Here is a 20,233-nt window from a genome sequence, read left to right as displayed (position 1 = left end):
GTGGGGCCATGCCCCACCGTTATCCTTCACCCCCTGCGCCAGGTGGTGCCCTGTGGTCCGTCTTCCAAAGCAATCCCAGCATCCTGCAGTTCATCCCTTATCCGATCAGCTTCAGCCCAATCCTTTGCTGTTCTGGCATCGATGCGAGCCTGTACCAGCGCATTAATCTTCTCATCAGAGAGGCCGTCATCTGTTGATACACCGCCTTTTAAATAGGTTTCCGGATCGCTTTGTAACAAACCAAGAAGCCCACCCAGCTCTCTAAGAACACCGCCAAGAGGGGCTGCAGAATCGGCTTCCGACTCTTTTATTCGATTGATCTCCCGTACCAGGTCGAACAGTACCGCCAACGCCTCAGGAGTATTGAAATCGTCATCCATTGCCGCGTAAAAACGGTTAGTGAAATCCTCTCCGCCTTCTGCTTTCACAAGAGGCAGGCCCCTTAACGCGTTATAGAATCGGGTCAATGCGGCCCGCGCATTGTCCAGATGCTCAGTATCATAATTGAGTGGTGAGCGATATTGACTGGTGAGGATGAAATAGCGCACCTCTTCGGCTTTATAGCGTTCAAGGATCTCTCTTACCGTGAAGAAGTTACCCAGAGACTTGGACATCTTTTCATCATTGATGCGCACGAAACCATTGTGCATCCAATAGTTGACGAAGGGGTGTCCCGTGGCTCCTTCTGATTGGGCTATCTCATTCTCATGATGAGGGAAGGTCAGGTCAGCACCACCACCATGAATATCGAAGCTGTTGCCCAGTGCCTTGGTCGACATGGCTGAACATTCGATATGCCAACCAGGGCGACCCCGTCCCCACGGTGAATCCCAGGCAGGCTCGTCTGGTTTTGCCGCTTTCCACAACGCAAAATCGAGGGGATCCCGCTTTGCGTCCCCTGGCTCAACTCGGGCACCTGATCGCAGATCCTCAATCGATTTACCCGATAGCTTGCCGTAGCCGGGAAAGCTGCGTACATCGTAGTAGACGTCACCATTGTCGGCTGCATAGGCATGCCCTCTCTCAATCAGCTTTTCAATCATCTCCAGGATCTGATCCATATGCTGGGTCGCCTTAGGCTCATCTGAGGGACGTAAAACCCCCAGGGCATCAGCATCCTCATGCATTGCCTGAATAAACTGCTCAGTGAGTTCGGTAAAGGGTATCCCCTTCTCATTTGCACGTTTGATGATCTTGTCATCGACATCGGTGATATTGCGGATGTAGGTGACCTGGTAGCCACTGGCCTGGAGATATCGATAGACCACATCGAACACCACCATCACCCTGGCATGCCCAAGATGGCACAAGTCGTATACCGTCATGCCACACACGTACATGCTGGCCTTTCCGCTTTCCAGGGGTTTAAAGGTTTCCTTTCTATTGGTGAGATCGTTATAGATTGTCAGCATATTTCCGAGCCTGTCCTACTGAGATGAAACCCTGGCATATTAACGAAAAGGGGGTTGCCTTCATAGCCAATCATTTGGACAGGGTAATGAAAGAACTTTTATTAATCCCATAAATAAAGAAGCCCGACCGACACTTACGTGTACGGCCGGGCCGCTTAGCCACCAATCTATTTCACCCGGAGATTGCTAAAATCCAACCGGGTAGTGGTTCTCAGTCACACTTTAAACTGGCTAACCATTTTATCGAGTTTCTGTGAGATCTGCGCAACCTCTTCACTCTCTTTGAGTGTGCGACAGGTTCCCTCTACGGTCTGATGGGAGACTTCACTGATCGCAATGATGTTTTTGTTGATCTCAGTGGCGACGCTAGTCTGCTCAGACGCAGCCGTAGAGATCTGGGCATTCATCTCGCTGATCATCTCCACAGCATTTGCAATCTGCTGCAGGGCCTCTCCGGCTCGGCTTGAGTCAGAGACACTTTGCTCTGCTTCCTGCTTGCTTCCATCCATAACTTTTACCGCCTGATCAGATGAAGAGATCAACTGTTCAATTATCCCCTGTATCTCGTGGGTCGCTTCCTGAGTCCTCTGGGCGAGATTGCGTACCTCATCAGCAACCACAGCAAAGCCTCGTCCCTGTTCACCAGCCCGAGCTGCCTCGATTGCTGCATTCAGGGCCAGCAGATTCGTCTGTTCCGCAATGGCAGTTATCGATTCAGAAACCTGGCCGATATTTTGAGTTCCCTCAGCCAGTCGTTTGACCACATCTGCTGCGTCATCGACACGTTTGGCCAGTCGGATAATTGAATTGGATACCTGGGTAACCACTTCGCCGCCTGCACTGGCATTGTTCTTGGCATCAGCAGCGGCCTGTTCAGCGCCTGCCGCATTGTGAGCCACCCGTTCTGCAGCAACAGTAAGCTCACCAATGGCTACTGTCAGCTGCTCCGTCTCTTTCTCCTGCTCATCGACACCATCTCGGGTAACCTTGGTCACCTGCGCCATTCTCTCTGCTGAACTGGCCAAGCCATCCATAGTATGGGCCAAATCATTGATGGTCGGTTGGAATTGGCCAAGCATACTGTTCACCGCTTCCCCAACTTCCCGAAACTCATCATTTGCTCCCAAGGTAACTCTTGGACGGAGATCAGAATCTGCACCTACCTGGTCCATAGTCTGTTTTAAACCATGCAGTGGTTTAATCACGACCTTGCGCACAATCACACTGATTATGAAGAGCCCTATTATCAAGACAAGAAAATTGATTCCAGCGCCTACTAACAGTTCATGATCAATCGCCTTATCACGCTCTCCCATGGAAAAACTGAGTCGCCCTGCTCCCAGAATAGTCCCTTCCGGCACTTGGTGGCAGGTCAGACAATTAGTACCATTTCGGTCAGAAACCGCTGCGAAAGGCTCGATGATGGTTAAAATCCTTTCACCCTTCACCTCTTCAACCTGGATAATCTGCTCACCATTCAAGGCGCGCCGATCGAGATCATCGAGGGGTTTTTCATGATCGAAGCCGACGCCGAATGTCTTGTTTACAGCCTCAGCACGCAACATTCGAACTTCAATCACACCATCGCGTTTTTGAATTTTATCCCGCAGTAGTTCCCGGTTACCCATGGTACCGGTAAACATCATTGCGTTCAGACTATCCAGGTAACCATGCAGAACATCAAAAATCTGATGTTCCGATAGACTCAAAAGCCTGTCCTTTTGCTGTTGAGCCGAATAAATGGTTACTACTGACATGATTAAGATGAATATCAACGCCATTGGCGTGACTATCTTCCACTGCACAGAAATATGTTTAGCCATTGCTCAACCCAGAATATTTAAACTGTTTAACTACTGGATAATATTTCGGCAAATAGTGCAGACACTTGAATTTTAATCCTAAATATCTTTCCGTTGTAGCTGTTAAAATCCTAAAGAATCTTCAATTTCTCCCGACAAATAGATTGTCACAACTAAATCCAGGCAGTTTAGAGGAACCTCCTGAGAGAGTTTCCCCTTATAACTGGGAAAATTTGACAGAACTGCCTAAGTAAATGATTCTGGAGATATCCGATGCGCAAATTCGCATATGCTTTAATCGTAGCCGCTGCTGTAGCAACACCCTCTGCTTATGCAAGTGAAATGTTGGCAATGCAGTCCGGATGCTCAGGCTGCCATAAAGTGGATGCAAAACTGGTTGGCCCGGCATTCAAGGATGTCGCCGCAAAATACGCTGGCGACGCTGGAGCGGTTGACCGACTGACCAACAAGGTCAAATCCGGGAGCAAACCTGGTGAAGCCCTGGTATGGGGCACTGCAATGATGCCTCCCAGCCCAGCCAGCGAAGATAAGATAAAAGGTGTGATTGAATGGATCATGACATTGAAATAGAAGAAGTGGTTCAGTTTGAATAACGGTTTTTTCTGACGCCACTTCCTGAGCTAGAATATAAAATAAATGACAGAAGTCGAATTAAACCTTGGTTGGCAATTTTCAGGTAGTCCTGCAAACCAATAGTACTTTGCCAAGGCCTACAATAAGCATAATTCTTAAGGAGTTCTCTATGTTCAGACCTAAAACACTGGTTTTGTTATCAACCCTTTCAACTCTATTGCTGGTGGGTTGTAGTGCCGGACCGGCACCGGTCAGTTTTAAATCTGAAATCAAGCCAATAATCGATAAATATTGTACTGAGTGTCATTTGGCTGGTGGTGCCGGCGCAGAAGCGAGTGGCTTTATCACCCAAGACTATGCCAGCATGATGAAAGGAACTAAGTTTGGGCCTGTAGTTGTTGCGGGAGATCCTCTCTCCAGTTCATTTTATCGTCTCGTTTCTGGCAAAGTGGATCCATCAATACGTATGCCCCATGGTAAGGAAGCCCTCTCAGAAGCTGAGATCACAAAAATTGAGCACTGGATAAGTCAGGGCGCGAAAGACAACTGATCCTCGCCCTTTTAGATACTATGTAGATAAGAATACACCAAAGCCCGTAAACCTTGAGTCACTCATGGTTTACGGGCTTTTTGTTTTTTGCGACGCTTGCAGATAGCTTCATAATGTATTGACGATCCCCCCTTTGTTATGATGGTTTTTAATCGTTATCATGCACCCTGAATAATAAACCCCCTGTTGAATCGGCAATGGCTCAGGCCTTTTCCAACACATAACCGCTTTCGAACCGTTAAACATGAGGATGTTATGAAAAAAATCTATAAATCACTGATAGTATCCCTGACTTTTCTTTTTGCAGTGACCACCGATGTGTGGGCTGAACCAGTAAAGGTTTTAATGAAGACCTCGATGGGAGATATCACACTTTCACTGAATCAGGATAAAGCGCCTGGAACAGTGGAAAATTTTAAGCAGTACATCCAGGAGGGCTTCTTTGACGGGACTATCTTCCACCGTGTTATTAAAGATTTCATGATTCAGGGTGGTGGTTTCACCGCCGACATGGAGAAAAAAGAGACCCGGAGCCCAATTAAAAATGAAGCTAAAAACGGCCTGAAAAACAAAAAAGGCACAATCGCCATGGCCCGTACTTCAGCACCCCACTCTGCCACCGCCCAGTTCTTCATCAATCACAAAGACAACAGCTTCCTCGACTATCCCAGCCGTGATGGTTGGGGTTATGCTGTATTTGGCGAAGTCATCCAGGGTATGGATGTGGTCGACAAGATCGCTGAGCAGCCAACAGGGGTAAGCAGTGGCATGCGGGATGTGCCCAATAGTACGGTTACCATCGAAAAAGTCAGCATCATCGAGTGAAATGCTACTGACCAATCAACCATAAGAAACTGACAGGAAAACTGATGATCACATTAACAACTAACCTAGGCCCTATCCAAATCGAACTGGACGAAGAGAAAGCGCCCAAAACCTGCGAAAATTTCAAACAATACGTACAGGACGGATTCTTTGACGGCACAATTTTTCACCGCGTGATCGATAATTTCATGATCCAGGGTGGTGGCTTTCTTCCAGGAATGGTCCAGAAAGAGACCAGAGATCCGATTGAGAATGAAGCTAAAAACGGACTCTCCAATGAAACTGGCACTATCGCCATGGCAAGAACCATGGAGCCTCATTCCGCAACGGCTCAATTCTTTATCAATGTTGCAAACAATAAGTTTCTCGATCATCCAGGTCAGGATGGCTGGGGCTACTGTGTCTTCGGCAAAGTAGTCGCAGGCATGGATCTGGTGACCCAGATGAAAGGCACGGCCACTACTACCCAGGCAGGACATCAGGACGTGCCTGTGGAAGATATCATCATTGAGAAGGCTGAAATCACAGAGTGACCCATCAGCTCTTTATCTCTGATCTGCACCTGTCCGCCGAAGGGGCGGGCAGGCTGCAACTCTTCAACCATTTTCTCGAATCGAGAGCCCCCCAAGCTGACTGCCTCTATATTCTTGGTGACCTGTTTGACGCCTGGCTGGGAGACGACGTTCAACAGCCCATTCTGACTGAGGTCAAACAGGCGCTTAAACGACTCGCAGATGCTGGAACCCAATTGAACGTGATGCACGGTAATCGGGATTTTCTGATCGGTGAAGGATTCTGTGATGAAACCGGCGCGACGCTGATATCAGACCCCTGCCTGGTTAATCTCAACGGCATTCCGACACTATTGATGCATGGGGATCTGCTCTGCACCGATGACCAGGCCTATCAGCAGTTTCGCAAGGAGATCAGAGCGCCAGCCTTCATCAACCACTTCCTATCTCTGCCTATCCCTGAACGAATCGCCATTGCTCAGGATTACAGGGCCAAGAGTGGTGAGGCAAATTCACTCAAATCTGAAGCGATCATGGACGCCAATCAGCAGGCGATAGAGAGCTATCTGCAACAGTATCAGGCTCAATCACTGATTCATGGACACACCCACAGACCGGCTGACCACAGCTTCAAGCTCGGTTCCCACACAGTATCACGCCATGTGCTTGGTGAGTGGCATGCAGATCATGCTGAAATCATCTGTGTAACGGAAAATGGGCTGAGTCGTGAGACGTTTAGCCCCTAGTGGGTTGCTAACTCAAACGATTAGCGTTTCTTTTGAGCTCAGCTGGTGGGGCATGGCCCCACCCTACATGAGGGGTGGTTGGTTGGGTGGGGCCATGCCCCACCAAAACGCGCAAATAATTTATCTCCGGGCTCGGAGTCGGACCCAGAACGAATAGCCTTGCTAGAGAAATAGACTTCTGATTTTTCGAAGTGAGTCGCGATATGGTAGCTCTCGACTCCGCTCCATTCCAATCCTTGCCCCTAGCGGGTTGCTGACCAAAACGTTTAGCGTTTCTTTTTGAGCACAGCTGGTGGGGCATGGCCCCACCCTACATGAGGGGTGGTTGGTAGGGTGGGGCCATGCCCCACCAAAACGCGCAAATAATTTATCTCCGGGCTCGGAGTCGAACCCAGAACGGATAGACTTGCTAGAGAAATTCACTTGTGATTTTTCGAAGTGAATCGCGATATGGTAGCTCTCGACTCCGACCGACCTACTGCATAGGTAGACGTTCGAAATCATCCGGCAGACTAAACTGCTCAGCTGACACAGCTGTCGCCGGAGAAAAGTCGATTAAAATCTGCTGATTGTTGTTGATATCCCAGAGTCGCAGGGGCAAGCCTTTATCCCACAAAGTGGTCGGTGCATAGACCTGCATTGCATCGGTACACTCATCCCTAAACGCCATTGGTGTCGCAGCAAGAGTGATTTTGTGTTGCTCTGCCAGCAACTGGAGATACTCTTTTTGTGCGCTAAGACTCTCCTCCATGACACCGGAAACCGTCAACGCCTCCTGACAGGGCTGGTCATTCACCAGCATTCGCCAGTGCTTGGGTTTCTGACCCGCCACCATTGGCGCATCTCCCACATCAAGGGCCTGGGTTGTGACCTTCGGTGGGGCGACCAAGGGTCTACCTTTTTCAGCTTTGGGTTTGATCACAAGAGTGGTGCGTTCCTCATAATCGACGCTGTAGATCACCCTTTGACGGCGGTCGTAGAGAATATAGCCATCTATGTTTTCGCCCTGATCGATGCGCATCATCAAGGGAGTAACAAAGATCCTGCTGAGATAGGGCTCCTGGCCAGCCTCTTTGATCTGATACTGCAACAGCTCTGCCTGCTGTTCCCCTGCTGTGAGTGGCGAAGAGAGATAAAGAGAGAGAAGAATCCAGATCATTTTTGATATATACCTGCAGATACTCATTTGCATAGTGCCTCCAATCTCTGCAGCTCAGACTGACTGAATCCGGCATCCAGTCTGGCCTGGTGATGTAGTGGGCAACGGATCTCTCCATTAAGAAAGTTTTCCAGCAGATCAAAATAGGCCTCTTCCGCATTCAGCCCCCTCTGCTCGCAGAGGTAGTTGAACCAGCGACTTCCAAACTGCACGTGTCCCACCTCCTCCCTAAGAATGACTTCCAATGCATCGACTGTCTGCTGGTCATTGATCTCACTGAAGCGGGCCATTATCCCAGGAGTGACGTCGAGCCCGCGGGCCTCCAGCATGCGGGGTACCAGGGCCATTCTCACCAGTGGATCGTGAGCTGTTCGTACGGCCATCTCCCATAGTCCGTTGTGTCCAGGGAAATCACCATAATCGGCGCCACCAGCCTGGAGACGCAACCTCAGCCGTTGAAAATGGTCCACCTCTTCCACCGCCACCTGAATCCAGTCGCTATAGAACTCCGGCGGTAGATCGGGAAAGCGCTGAACCGCGTCCCAAGCCAGATTTATGGCATTGAATTCAATATGGGCGATGGCATGAATCAGTGCCAGGCGTCCCTCATCGCTACCCAGGCCACGCCTCGGTAACTGGCTGGGATGTACCAACTCCGGACGTTGCGGATGACCAGCCTGAGTAATTGCATCAGCATCTGTCCAAACGGAAAGCGTCAGCTCACCCTCGGCCCAGGCTTTGGCGATCTCTTCAGTCATTGCCATTTTCTCATCCACCGACTCGCACAGCAGACAGGCCCGTGCAGCCAGATAGAGTGATCGCTCTTGATTCATCCTTTTAACCCAATCACTAAATCCATAACATTGGTACCGGTAGGGCCAGTGGTAATGAGATCACCACTGGCAGCAAGCAGTTGACCGGAATCCGCCGCTGCCAGGCTCTTCCCGACATCGAATCCCTCCGCTTGAGCACGATAAATGGTCTGCCCATCCACCAGTGCCCCGGCATCTTGCGTAGGTCCATCGGTTCCATCGGTTCCTATGGAGAGCAGCAGACATGCTGTGGAGTCCGCCAAAACCTCAGCCCCGGCCAGTGCCAAATGTTGATTGCGCCCTCCTCTACCTGGGTTCTCAGGTAGGTTCACTGTCGTCTCACCCCCCCAGATCGTCACGCCAGGAGGGTTTTCGACTATCTGTCTGGCCAACTTCCGCCCGGTACTGGCCGCATCCCCTTCCAAAAACTCTGTTTCCACATTAACTTCGTACCCTAAAATCTTTGCCTGTTCTGCAGCGGCTGCTTTCGCTGCATCCAGATTGGCCACAATGTGCAATTGAGGCGGCTCAAGCAGCGGTTCCTGCAGTGCCCGCTGTTGTGCACCTGAAGCCAGTTTTTCCTGCAGCCAGTCCGGCAATGCGAGGGTGGAGATCCTTTGTTGAAGATCCGCATCCGGGCTGAGTAGCCCTGAGCCTATGGCCGAAGGGATATCACCAGGCACATCGGAAACTGCCAGCAGATAGGTTTCCCGACCATTCAACCAGTTCAATAGCCCTCCCCCCTTGATACGGGAAAGTCCCTTGCGTACCCAGTTCATGGAGACGATATCCAGACCACTGCCCAGCAGCCACTGATTGACGCGCACCAAAAAAGGCAGATCTACACCATCTATCGGCGCTTCCACCAGACTTGAAGCCCCACCGGATATGAGTATCAGCAGGGGTAACTCGCTCTCATCAGACAACAGCTTCAACAGACGCTCTCCAGCCTTCAGGCTGGCACTATCAGGTACAGGATGAGCCGATTCTATCGACTCCCAGCCACTTAGACGGCATAGTTCATGATCCAGATGGTCATATTTGGAAATCACCAGGCCTTGACGAATCCTGCCACCCAGAGCGTCATGAGCACCGAATGCCATCGACTGGGCTGCCTTGCCTATGGCGATCATTCTGACCTCGGTCTGAATCGGATTTTTCTGCAACCAGGCAGCGACTGCAGCCCTGCCTTCCACCCTGGTCAGAGCACGTTGATAGATCTGCAGCAAAGCTTGCCTGGCATCAGTGGTTTTATCGTTATGCAGCATCTGAACAACCTTCTTGAATAGTGCTTAGAGCAACAGATGCTCTTTTGATTTAACCTGGAATCCGCATCCTGGCAACAGAACAGAGTGGTCAACTGCGGAAACTGTGTTTAAGGGCACAAGCAATTAATCGATGTGCCCTTAAGAATGTATCAGGATTTATTCCATGAAACACGGCTACTGAGTTACACTGTGTAATCTATTTCATATCTTGGTGGGAGCAGAGCTTTGGGAAGCATACAGCTGCGTCGAAATTTCAGTCGCAACATTCTGATCCGGATGATTCTCCTGTCCGCAATAATCGCGGCACTCATGGTGTGGAAATTTGAGTTCATCAATGATGTCTATTTCCGTGATCAACTCACCAGTACCGGATTGATCATCAATGGCGCTATTGTCGGTCTGTTTTCAATCGGCATCTTACGCATGATTGCAATTTTTCTGCACTACGCTTCAGAAGAGAATGCACTGATCCGGTTTCTGGGCAATCTGCGGGAGGGTGAAGCCGATCCTCTGAAACGCATCCACAAGCGGGCGATTATCTCTAACCGCTACCGCACCATGCAGGGGCTGCACAAGGCTAATTGCCCAATTAACCATGGCTCCCTGGCATCGACTCTGGTAGCTAGTGAGAGTACCCGTAACAGCTTACCCAAATTCATCAACAACATTCTCATTCTAACCGGTGTTTTTGGCACCATCGTATCCCTCTCCATCGCCCTTATAGGCGCATCTGACCTACTCGCCACATCAATCAATGTCGGCGGTATGGGGATGGTGGTACACGGCATGTCCACCGCACTCTCCACCACCATCACTGCAATCATCTGCTTCATGTTCTTTGGCTATTTCCATCTCAAGCTCAGTGATGTTCAGACCAATCTGATCAGTGCTGTTGAGCAGATCACTGTGAATGAGTTGATTCCCAGATTTCAGGTTCAGACCGACAGCGCCCTTTACGAATTCACCGGCCTGGTACGCTCACTTCAGGAGCTGGTCAACCAGATGAGCAAGTCTCAGGAGACCTTCGAGAATATCGAACAGCGGATGCTCGACTCCCTGGACAGTGTTGAGGAGAAAAACGAAGCCATTCACAACGATCTGTCTGAGATCAAACATGTTCTGAAAATCGGCTTCCGCCTGCACGAGGATGATTGATCGAGATGGACGATAGCTTCATCGATCTGCGTCTCAATAACCAGAGCGCACAGGGCGAAGACAGTTTCTGGCCCTCTTTTACAGACATCATGACTGTAATCGTGATGATTTTCATGCTTGCCATGGTGATACTGCTGCTGCGTAACATGGAGCTGCTGAGTCAATTACGAGCCACCATGGAATCCGAACAGCAGGCAATGGAGCTGGTGCGTTCCACCGATGAGGAGAATGAGACCCTCGAAGAGCGGTTAATCGCACGGGAACATGAACTGACCATGCTGCGCATGCAACTGATGCAGCTGAGTGAACGGTCAGAGGAGCAGGAGGCAGCAATCTCAAGCCAACGCTTTCAAATCAGTCAACTGAACCGTGAGCGGGATGAACTCGACAGCCAGGTCAGCTCGCTCAGTAACGAACGCACCCTACTCAATACCCAGATCACCCGTCTCAGTCAAGAGAGCGATCGGCTGAGAAATCAGGTCAACGAGGCCAATCTCAGCATTAAAGATCTCCGCAGTGACCTCGAGCAGGCAAATACCAGAGAGAGCGCAACACGCCAGGATCTTGAGCAGTTACGGATCACCCTCTCGAGCAAAGAGAAAGAGCTGCTGCAAGCCCTCAGCCTCAATCAACAACATGATGACCAGATAACAGACTTGAAACAGGACTATTCTGAACTCAAGATCCAGTACAACAAACTGTTGCGACCAGCACGAACAGCCAAGGGTAAGACCCTGGTCGAAGTGCGATATACCAAAAAGGGAAAAACCACACGCATAGAGTATAAGGGCCCGAAGGATAGCCGCTTTAAATCCATCTCCCGAAGCAAGCTTGAACAGAACCTAGCTGCCCTAAAAGAGAGACATAATAACCTCTACGTGAAGGTCATTATTCCGAAGAACAGTGGTCTCTCCTACAGTGAAGCCTGGGGCTTCACCAACCACATGCATCAGAAATATGACTACTATTATCAGGAAGAGGCCAAAAAAGAGCGTATTGTCGAATGACCAAAGATGTGAACGCTACCCTCTGAGTAAAGGAATTAACCGTCGACCCAGCAGTCAATAGTATTGGAACTAGTAAGTCTGGAAGTAATGGCAAGCATGAACAGAAATATCAGACGTATAATCTTGATCATCGCCGGAAGCCTGTTCATCGGCAGCTGTGGATCAAAAATCCCCCTTATCATTCGCACCCCTGTCGATGGTGATATCCGGGTCGATGAGGTTCAGCAGGCCCCGCAGCAGTTTGCTGAAGCCCGGGTTCGTTGGGGCGGTGAAATCATATCAGTAGAGAACCTGACAGATGAAACCCACATTGAGATTCTCTCCCAGCGCTTGGGCAAATCGGGTAAGCCCATTACCAGCAGCAAAAGCCGTGGTCGTTTCATGGCCCGCATTGATGGCTTTTTGGAACCTCAGGACTTTCCGAAAGACCGCCTGATTACCGTAGTCGGTCAAGTTGACGGGGTAGTGGAGAAACCTGTCGGCGAGTTTCCCTACACCTATCCCCTAGTGAGAGTAAACAGTTTTCACCTTTGGGCCAAACAGCAGGTCTATAACCATCCCCATTACTACTATGACCCCTTCTACGACCCTTTTTTCTACCCCTACTGGCGCAGAACCCCTTACTACTGGTAGTGGCTGATTATGTCCGCTCGTCTACTGATCCTGGGGCTGTTATTTACTCTTTGGGGCTGCAGCAGTAGTCCGGTGATTGTCACTGCGGATCGAAGCCTGCTCCCAAAAGAGGCTGCTGAAGGGGCTCCCGTTCCAGAGCATGATATTCAGTGGGGTGGGATTATTATTGCCACCAAGAACCTGAATCAGGTCAGTGAGGTGGAGATATTGGCTTACCCACTCGATGATAAGGGAAAGCCCACTACCAGCAGCGCATCAATCGGTCGATTTATTGCCAGACAGTCAGGCTATCTGGAAAGTGGTGATTATGCTTCCGGGCGACTTGTCACAGCCACTGGCCAATTCTCAGAGGTTCGATCCGGGCTGGTAGGTGAGGCCGAATACAGCTTTCCAGTCCTGATTTGTGATCAGTTGGCGCTCTGGCCAAAGGAGCGTGAAGCCCGAGCCCGGGCCAAACCGAGAATTCACTTCGGATTTGGCGCCAGCAGCGGAGGCAGCAGTTATGGTGGTATCGGAATCGGAATTGGTTTCTAGTGTGGTACGTCATACTAGTGTGGCGTAACGTATAAACTCAGCTCTCTTTTTTACCACAGCCTCGACTGAGATTATCTCTTTTTGTGTGCCACTTCATTACGAAGATAGACCGGTAGTGCCTGTTCGGCAGGTAGTGCCAAACCTTCACTAAAATCAGCAGCCGCCAGTCTGGCTACATCCATAGCACTACAGTAGATTTCCGATTTATAACCGAGCAGGGATTGTCCCAATCGTTCCCCTAGCTGAGCACCGTAGACTCCCCAACCGGATCCAGCGCCATACCACTCCTGATCCAGGGGCAGCCGCACCAGATCTGCTGTTGCAACCTGCTCTGGGAACAGTGGCTTCACCAATTCGTTTTCACCAACGCGGTAAACACCCCAATACAACTCCCCCATTCGGGCATCAAATGCAGCCAGCAGATTTGGTTCACCCTTGTCCCTGTAGGCACGTTGTGCCAATGCAGCCAGGGTAGAGACTGGAACCACCGGCAGATCTGCAGCAAAGGCAGCGCCTTGTATTACCCCTGTTGCAATACGAACCCCTGTAAATGAACCTGGGCCACGACCAAATGCCATCGCATCCAGCTGCTTGGGCGTTAATTCTGCCTCAGCCAGCAACTCATCCATCATGCCGAGAATTAACTCACTGTGTCCTCTCGGTTTAATCTCATAGCGCAGTTCCACCTCATCATCGATGAGAAGTGCGGCGGAACAGGCCTCAGTAGCGGTCTCTATGGCTAGTAGTTTCATGATAGGGGCAGAAGGTAGCACGCTGTAAACTGCCAGGCTAACACAATTTATTGGTGATACAGATCGATCGACTCGTGAAAACTCTGAATAAAACAACAGAGTAATCTTATCCAGCACTTCCGATATTATCCCCCCTGCGTCTCTGCATCCATTCCTGCAGGCCCTGCAGCAGATCCCACAACACGGGAATGATGAACAGCGTCAAAGCCGTAGCAGCAGCCAAGCCGGTAACAAAGGTCGATGCCATAGTGCCCCACACCAGCGAATAACTGGGGAAACCTATCGCCATTGGCAGCAAACCGAGGCTAGTGGTAAGGGTGGTCAACAATATGGGACGAAGGCGGATATGAACCCCTTCGATAATCGCTTGCCGTCGTGTCATACCACTGCGATAACGTTTATTGATAAAATCGATTAACACCAGAGCGTCATTCACCACAACACCTGCCACACCAATCACCGCGATAAAACTGTTTACTGTAAACAGGGATTGCGTAATCAGCTTTCCGAACACCACACCAATCAGCGCAAATACAATCGCAGAGAGAATGATCAACGGCTGAAGGTAAGACTGAAATTGAGTCGCCAGAATTACATACATCACCAACACAGCAATAATGAATGCATAGGCCAGTGACTGAAAGGAGCGCTGGGTATCTTCGTGCTCACCACCAAAAGTCACGCTGGCCCCTGGATAGTCATCACGGATCGTCTCATAGTAGGTTTTAACTGCATTCACCACCGCTGGAGTTGATGTTGGCGAACCTTCACGGATATCCGCCTTGAGACTGATGGCCCTCTGTCCCTGGTAGCGCTTGATCTCACCCGATTCATTGTATGCCCTGATCCGCACAAGATCGCTGAGGTAGACAGGCCGGTCTGCATCTTCGATTACCGGGATGTAGAGTACATTCTCAGGCTCATTCAATAGACCGGGATCGATGCGCAGTTTGATGTCGACCTCTTCATCGATATGACGATATTTCCCCACATAGCGTCCATCCAGCACACTGGCCGCCAGCTGCGCTACCTGACTGTTATCGAGATCAAACTCCGCTACCCTTTGTTGATCAACCTGAAGACGAAAAACCCGCTTCGGGACACCCCTGTCATCATTTAAATCGATTAAATTAGGGCCGATATCTGACGACTGCCGCATATAATCCAAAAGCACTCTGGCCAGCGCTGATACCATCTCCACATTCGCCCCTACTACCCGTACATTGATATCCTTACCGCTGGGTGGGCCATCATTTTGGGGATGCACATGGAGTTCATAGCCATCTGTTTCATAGATCGGCTTAAGTTTTTCGCGCATACGTTGCAAGTGTTCCAGAGGGTCATCGAAGGTCTGCTGACTGACACTTGGCATGGTGACGATCACTGAACCATGGTTATTACCATAAATCGGTTCATAGTCTTCATTGAAATACATCCCGGCAAGTCCAGACGCGGCACTGGCCATACCCGGCCCATCCTCCATAACCGTCTCTGCAATCTGTTTCACCCGCTGGTTGACTTCATCGATTGAAATATTACTTGGCCCTACCACGTCGACATAGTAGATCTTGTAGTCATCCGGAAAAAACTGAATCCGCACCAGAGGTACTTTGCCACTGGCTGAAAGGCTGATTATCACAACCGAAACGACAAACAACAAAGTCACAGCGATCACCGATAGTGCCCGATATTGCATGGTCAGATTCAACAACCAGTCGGTAAAACGGCGTGCCAGCCGCATCATCAGATTGTCCCGCTGCAACAGTTTCACTGCATTTTGGGCACGTGGCCCAAAATCGAGATAGTGGATAGGCAATATCAGCAGGCATTCGATTAACGAAGCAACAATGGCGAATGTCACTGCTTTCGGAACCAGGGCAAAAAACTGCCCGGTGGATCCGGTCATGATCAGCATTGGCAGAAACGCGGCCACAGTGGTCATGGTGGCGGAGATCACAGGTAGCGCGACTTCGGTTGTACCACTGATAATCGCATCCCTTAGCGGCTTACCTTCCTGTACATGCCGGTAGATATTCTCAGTCACCACAATAGCGTCATCCACCACTATGCCGGTGACCAGAACGAAGGAGAACAGGGTGATCTCATTCAGGCTGTTACCGGTCAGATACATAATCAACATCGTGATCATGAATGAGAAAGGAATCCCTATGGTGACCAGCCCTGCATTGCGAATCCCCATGAAATACCAGATGATCAGCGAGACCAGGAAGATACCCACCAACATATTCATTCCCAGGGTGCTTAAGCCATCCTTGATATAGATGGTCGAGTCCTGGGTCAGGACCAATTCGACACCCTGGGCCTTGAGTATGGGGCGAAACTCCTCGACGATTGCAAATACCTCATCCCGAATAGACATGGCATTGCCCTGATCAGACTTGATGACCTTCAAACCTAAAGAGGGTTGACCATTTACAGAAGCGATCACGATTGGATCCCGGGAATCCATTCCCATTCGGGTCACCAGGTCTGCAACATAGAGAAAGCTTCCGTCAGCATCTCGGCGAACAACCGTGGATTGAACTTGCTCCAGGCTGTAAAAGCGTTCATCCATCTTGACCAGAAACTCACCGCTCTGGTTGGTGTATTTTCCAGAGGGAATAGTTTGGTTGGCCCCAGTCAATGCCTGGGCAACCATGTCAAAGCTGATACCGAACTCACGCAATTTATGGGCATCGAGATAGAGATGAAACTCTTGTGTCTGCCTGCCGGAAAACTCTACCTGCTGCACATCAGGAATCTTCAGAATCCGTGTCTTCAGCTCCTCCCCCATCAAGGAGAGTGCTCGATTACTCTGATCACCCAACAGGTTGACTGAAATCACCGGCAACCAATCCTGCACCTTTGCATTCAGTAGCTGTGGCGGATCGACACCATCCGGCAGTTCACTGATGATATTCAAGACTTCGAAGCGAACCTCATTGAAGAGGCTGTCGTAATCAGAATCATCAATAAATTTGAGTCGGACGTTGGAACGTCCGCTAAAGGATGTGGAATTGATCCACTCTACGTCATCAACTTTTTCCAGTGCATCTTCTATCTTACGGGTGACCAGACTCTCCACTTCAACAGGAGAGGCACCGGGATAGACGGTGGAGATAATCACTTCACCGAAACCAAAGTTGGGATATCGCTCTGCTGGCAGTGCGAACAGGGAGATAAATCCCACCACAATCAACACCACAAACATCAGGTTGTAAAAAACCCGCTGTTTCAGTGAGAATGCGACAAGATCACGCATGGGTTACTCGCTACTCACCTGAAACTTGTCCCCTGGCTTTATTTCAGGCGAGGTAACGCGTACCCAACCCTCATCCGGACCATTTGAGCGACCAAGATAGACGACAGAAATTTCGCTGCCATCCGGTCGCTTAAGCCAATATTGTTCGTAGCGCTGCTGTAGTGCACGCTCGGGCACCAAAACAGCCCCGGAACGGGTTGGAATATTTAGTGCGAGTTCAACACGTAATCCGCCCCGGTATGAGGGCAACCCTTTAGAGATTTCCAGTTCGAAATGGATCTTGCGTGACTGTTTGTCAAAAGCGGGGGATACTCGGATCAATCTTGCGGGTATCTCAATCTTCAAATCTGGCAGAACTACTTTGAGACCTGTTTTCTGTTGCGCCAATAGCGCCTGATACTCCGTCATGCTGGCAGCAAATGGCGCTACAAGTCGACTGTAGTCACCGACCTCAACTACCGCTTCACCAGCGTTAATCCATTGACCAGGTTCAACGAATCGGTTTATCACCCGCCAGCCAGTTGGTGCAATGATGCAAAGTCTTTGTTTGCGTTCCAATAAAATGTCTGCTGCGATTGAGAGGGAGTTGAGTTGGGTTTCACTCCTATCCAAATTTCGCTGAGCGCTATCCAGCTGACTTTCAGAAGAGCTGTTTTTCTTTACCAATTTACTATAGCGGACAACTTCCTTGCGATAATAGGCCCTATCGACATTTAGAGCTTCCTGCTCAGCGCGATTGGCCCTCAGATCAAGATCCAGATAGGTATCATCCAAGCAGGCAAAAGCCCTCCCCTTGCTTATAGTGTCACCGACATCCCCGTTTACCGTGACCACACGCCCAGCCTGTTCAGCGGAGAGAACCAATCTGGAATGCGCACGGGTGAAGCCTGACTGGATTCCCCTCTGTACTGCCATCTTGGCCATCACCACATTCTCAACTGCGTAGAGACTAGAGAGTGGAAGCGACCCACATAGAATTATTAACAGAAAACTAAATCTCATGGCAGCTCTATTCCCATCACTACAAGTAAGCAAATCACCTTAAAATCATAACTCATTACTGCCCATTGGTAATGAATTGGCTGTCATCTGAACCACCTGTCAACTTAAAGCACCAGTTATTATTACCATAGTAGATTTGTGGATATAGACACATACATGACATATTTCGCTGGTTACAATGGTTTACAAATCATGGCGTTGTTTGACTATACTTATGCAGTGGTTTTCAGCTAACTTTATGTACAATATAATGAAAGTGGTACGCAAGGCATGATATGGAAACGAAACAGTATCAAATAAATTCATAAGTACTTTCAGACGCTTTCGATTAATTCTGCACCCCTTGGGTAACGGAAATAAACGTTCAGATATTGTGAAAGGATCTGCCATTAAGCTACTTTTGTATAGCTTTTCTAACCAGAGCTGAAACTATTCAGAGGTCAGATAGCGATTAACCAATGGATCTTCAGGTAAAGCAGACCCAATTTACCAAAACTTTCATGACATTTTTTATTGGGTCGACTAATCAATACCAGCCTTACTTCGAATCACCTGGAGACAGTTGATTCAACCCATTTGAGTAAGGCGCTTTAAATCGAATTTTTTAGTGATTGCAATGTAGCAACGCCGATGTGTGCTTATACAATCACCATAGAGATACAGCTACCAAGGGATCGGGTATTATTTTCACTGGATGAAGCCTGTATTTTTAAATAAAGCTTGGAGGCTGACATGTGGATTTTCTATAAGCATCTACCCAGAAATGTGACTCTGAAAGAGGTGCAAAAGGTTACTATCAAGGGCGCTCGTAATGGTTGGTCGCCTTTCGGACTATTAAAAAAGCCAAATATTAAACGTTCAAAAATCATCAGAATAAAGGATCTTCAACAAGACACCTTTGAGTATCATGCGATTGTTCAAGTAAACCCAACTTCAATCACCGATACCATTATCGAGAATCTTGACGGCAAGACAGTGAATGGCCTCTATCTAAGACCCCATCGCTATCATCGTAGATTTACCAATAGGGATAGACGGACAATGCGTGACGGCCTTCATCAGGAAGATGAACGACGCAAATCTGACAGACGCAGAAACAACCTGATTACCAGGGTCGTGGAGATCGACTGAGGCCAAGGATGATTGCTGTTCAATTTATCTTCACATTATTCTGAAACCTACCTGCTTGGCAGACTAAGGCAATCCTCAGCGAATGCGCCTAAATCTTGATATGGTCATGTCTGGGTGTTGCAGGTGGCTATTCAATCAAATCATAAATATCATTTAGTCAAACACGCCTGCTGGGGCTGACTGTTTGAGTGCAGCGAGCCTCAGGCCTGCTGGTTTTTCCAAGCACCATAGCGGGTCAGTTGGCGTGGCATAGGAGTGCCCTCGCTCCCACGCTCTGAGACTGTGAAAGTATTCAGCCTCTTTCTGGTAAAATGAGGTGATCTACAGTTACTTGCTCAAACCGATGACGAACCGCCGCTACAAAAAAGTGATCAATCGTGATTAGCCCTCCTTACTACCGCCTAGCGTAGAGGATTACGTCTCCGCCGAAAATCCTATCCGAGCGGTAGATGCCTATGTTGAGAGTCTAAAACTCGAGTCATTCGATTTCCAACATGCCGCTGGTGACCTGACAGCAGGGCAACCGGCTTATTCACCCGCAGCTTTACTGAAACTCTACCTCTATGGCTATCTCAACCAGGTACGTAGTAGTCGTCGGCTTGAGAAAGAGGCTCATCGGAATCTGGAAGTCATATGGCTGATAGAGGGTTTAAGACCCACCTACAAGACCATCGCTAACTTCCGCAAAGACAATGCGAAAGCGATCAAGCAGATTAATAAAGACTTTATTCTACTGTGCAAAGACCTAAAACTCTTCGGAGGTGAGCTGGTAGCTATCGACGGCAGTTTCTTCCATGCCAATGCCAGTAAAGCAGGCATCTACACCCAATCAAAGCTAAAAAATGTTCTGGCGAAGATTGAGCGGGATATTGAGCAATACCTGGGCACGCTTGATCAAAGCGATCAGGATGATCAGGCACATGGCATGGGCAGCTTATCAGAAGCAGAAGGTTTATCAGAAAAGCTGGAGAAATTGAAAGCCCGGCAAGCAGAGGCACAGGCCATGCTGAGGGGGCTGGAGGAAACCGGCGAAACACAATGTTCGACGATAGATCCAGATGCCCGCTTACTCACTAA

At 49.3% G+C, this 20,233-nt stretch carries 18 protein-coding genes and 1 pseudogene; 11 read left to right on the top strand and 8 right to left on the bottom strand.

Annotated elements, in window-relative coordinates; translation table 11 throughout:
* Window positions 1–26: 26 nt before the first annotated feature.
* Window positions 27–1,412, bottom strand: coding sequence for a cysteine--tRNA ligase (gene cysS, locus AC4IFB_RS08825; protein WP_490779962.1), 1,386 nt, complete (start codon window positions 1,410–1,412; stop codon window positions 27–29).
* A gap of 215 nt (window positions 1,413–1,627) precedes the next feature.
* Window positions 1,628–3,235 carry a methyl-accepting chemotaxis protein gene (locus AC4IFB_RS08820; protein ID WP_490779961.1) on the bottom strand — a complete coding sequence of 536 codons (1,608 nt, stop codon included), beginning with the start codon at window positions 3,233–3,235 and terminating at the stop codon, window positions 1,628–1,630.
* Window positions 3,236–3,487: 252 nt separating this feature from the next.
* Here AC4IFB_RS08820 and AC4IFB_RS08815 point away from each other — a divergent pair, with 252 nt between their 5' ends.
* The 5 genes from AC4IFB_RS08815 (at window position 3,488) to AC4IFB_RS08795 (ending at window position 6,441) form a co-directional block, all read left to right on the top strand.
* On the top strand, window positions 3,488–3,805 hold the full coding sequence (locus AC4IFB_RS08815; RefSeq protein WP_490775117.1) for a c-type cytochrome: 318 nt from the start codon (window positions 3,488–3,490) through the stop codon (window positions 3,803–3,805).
* 172 nt (window positions 3,806–3,977) lie between these two features.
* Window positions 3,978–4,358, top strand: coding sequence for a c-type cytochrome domain-containing protein (locus tag AC4IFB_RS08810; RefSeq protein ID WP_490775116.1), 381 nt, complete (start codon window positions 3,978–3,980; stop codon window positions 4,356–4,358).
* Between the two features lie 255 nt (window positions 4,359–4,613).
* Complete coding sequence (locus tag AC4IFB_RS08805) at window positions 4,614–5,183, top strand: peptidylprolyl isomerase (RefSeq protein ID WP_490779960.1); 570 nt, start codon at window positions 4,614–4,616, stop codon at window positions 5,181–5,183.
* A 44-nt stretch (window positions 5,184–5,227) separates the two neighbouring features.
* Complete coding sequence (locus AC4IFB_RS08800; protein WP_490775114.1) at window positions 5,228–5,716, top strand: peptidylprolyl isomerase; 489 nt, start codon at window positions 5,228–5,230, stop codon at window positions 5,714–5,716.
* On the top strand, window positions 5,713–6,441 hold the full coding sequence (locus tag AC4IFB_RS08795) for a UDP-2,3-diacylglucosamine diphosphatase (RefSeq protein ID WP_490775113.1): 729 nt from the start codon (window positions 5,713–5,715) through the stop codon (window positions 6,439–6,441). The genes AC4IFB_RS08800 and AC4IFB_RS08795 overlap by 4 nt, the downstream gene beginning before the upstream one ends.
* 475 nt (window positions 6,442–6,916) lie before the next feature.
* Here the strand turns inward: AC4IFB_RS08795 and AC4IFB_RS08790 are convergent, their stop codons facing one another.
* Genes AC4IFB_RS08790 through AC4IFB_RS08780 form a run of 3 tightly spaced genes read right to left on the bottom strand, consistent with a single transcriptional unit; the run spans window position 6,917 to window position 9,680 of the window.
* Window positions 6,917–7,600 (bottom strand): hypothetical protein, encoded by a 684-nt coding sequence (locus tag AC4IFB_RS08790; protein WP_490779959.1) that lies wholly within the window; start codon window positions 7,598–7,600, stop codon window positions 6,917–6,919.
* 23 nt (window positions 7,601–7,623) lie between these two features.
* Window positions 7,624–8,433, bottom strand: coding sequence for a ferritin-like domain-containing protein (locus tag AC4IFB_RS08785; protein WP_490779958.1), 810 nt, complete (start codon window positions 8,431–8,433; stop codon window positions 7,624–7,626).
* Window positions 8,430–9,680, bottom strand: coding sequence for a glycerate kinase type-2 family protein (locus AC4IFB_RS08780; RefSeq protein WP_490779957.1), 1,251 nt, complete (start codon window positions 9,678–9,680; stop codon window positions 8,430–8,432). The genes AC4IFB_RS08785 and AC4IFB_RS08780 overlap by 4 nt, the downstream gene beginning before the upstream one ends.
* A gap of 225 nt (window positions 9,681–9,905) precedes the next feature.
* Between AC4IFB_RS08780 and AC4IFB_RS08775 the strand changes: the two genes are divergently transcribed.
* The 4 genes from AC4IFB_RS08775 (at window position 9,906) to AC4IFB_RS08760 (ending at window position 13,009) form a co-directional block, all read left to right on the top strand.
* On the top strand, window positions 9,906–10,835 hold the full coding sequence (locus tag AC4IFB_RS08775; protein WP_490777927.1) for a hypothetical protein: 930 nt from the start codon (window positions 9,906–9,908) through the stop codon (window positions 10,833–10,835).
* 5 nt (window positions 10,836–10,840) lie between these two features.
* Window positions 10,841–11,842 carry a hypothetical protein gene (locus tag AC4IFB_RS08770; RefSeq protein ID WP_490777926.1) on the top strand — a complete coding sequence of 334 codons (1,002 nt, stop codon included), beginning with the start codon at window positions 10,841–10,843 and terminating at the stop codon, window positions 11,840–11,842.
* Window positions 11,843–11,938: 96 nt separating this feature from the next.
* The gene (locus AC4IFB_RS08765) at window positions 11,939–12,475 is read left to right on the top strand and encodes a Slp family lipoprotein (protein WP_490777925.1); all 537 of its coding nucleotides are present in this window, start codon (window positions 11,939–11,941) and stop codon (window positions 12,473–12,475) included.
* 9 nt (window positions 12,476–12,484) lie between these two features.
* The gene (locus AC4IFB_RS08760; RefSeq protein ID WP_490777924.1) at window positions 12,485–13,009 is read left to right on the top strand and encodes a Slp family lipoprotein; all 525 of its coding nucleotides are present in this window, start codon (window positions 12,485–12,487) and stop codon (window positions 13,007–13,009) included.
* Between the two features lie 71 nt (window positions 13,010–13,080).
* Here AC4IFB_RS08760 and tsaB read toward each other — a convergent pair whose 3' ends face one another.
* The 3 genes from tsaB to AC4IFB_RS08745 form a co-directional block, all read right to left on the bottom strand.
* On the bottom strand, window positions 13,081–13,761 hold the full coding sequence (tsaB, locus tag AC4IFB_RS08755; protein ID WP_490777923.1) for a tRNA (adenosine(37)-N6)-threonylcarbamoyltransferase complex dimerization subunit type 1 TsaB: 681 nt from the start codon (window positions 13,759–13,761) through the stop codon (window positions 13,081–13,083).
* Between the two features lie 106 nt (window positions 13,762–13,867).
* Window positions 13,868–17,023, bottom strand: a complete 3,156-nt coding sequence (locus tag AC4IFB_RS08750; RefSeq protein ID WP_490779956.1) for an efflux RND transporter permease subunit — start codon at window positions 17,021–17,023, stop codon at window positions 13,868–13,870.
* Window positions 17,024–17,026: 3 nt separating this feature from the next.
* Window positions 17,027–17,938, bottom strand: coding sequence for an efflux RND transporter periplasmic adaptor subunit (locus AC4IFB_RS08745; RefSeq protein WP_490779955.1), 912 nt, complete (start codon window positions 17,936–17,938; stop codon window positions 17,027–17,029).
* A gap of 819 nt (window positions 17,939–18,757) precedes the next feature.
* Here AC4IFB_RS08745 and AC4IFB_RS08740 point away from each other — a divergent pair.
* Window positions 18,758–19,156: a hypothetical protein gene (locus AC4IFB_RS08740; protein WP_490777920.1), complete on the top strand. Its 399-nt coding sequence runs from the start codon at window positions 18,758–18,760 to the stop codon at window positions 19,154–19,156.
* Between the two features lie 415 nt (window positions 19,157–19,571).
* Window positions 19,572–20,233 (top strand): annotated as a pseudogene (locus tag AC4IFB_RS08735) (transposase); the annotation flags it as partial.

It is taken from the genome of Candidatus Thiodiazotropha sp. AKIB8 (assembly GCF_058244675.1).
Note: the sequence above shows the minus strand (reverse complement) of the source record. Positions and strands in the feature narration are given on the sequence as shown.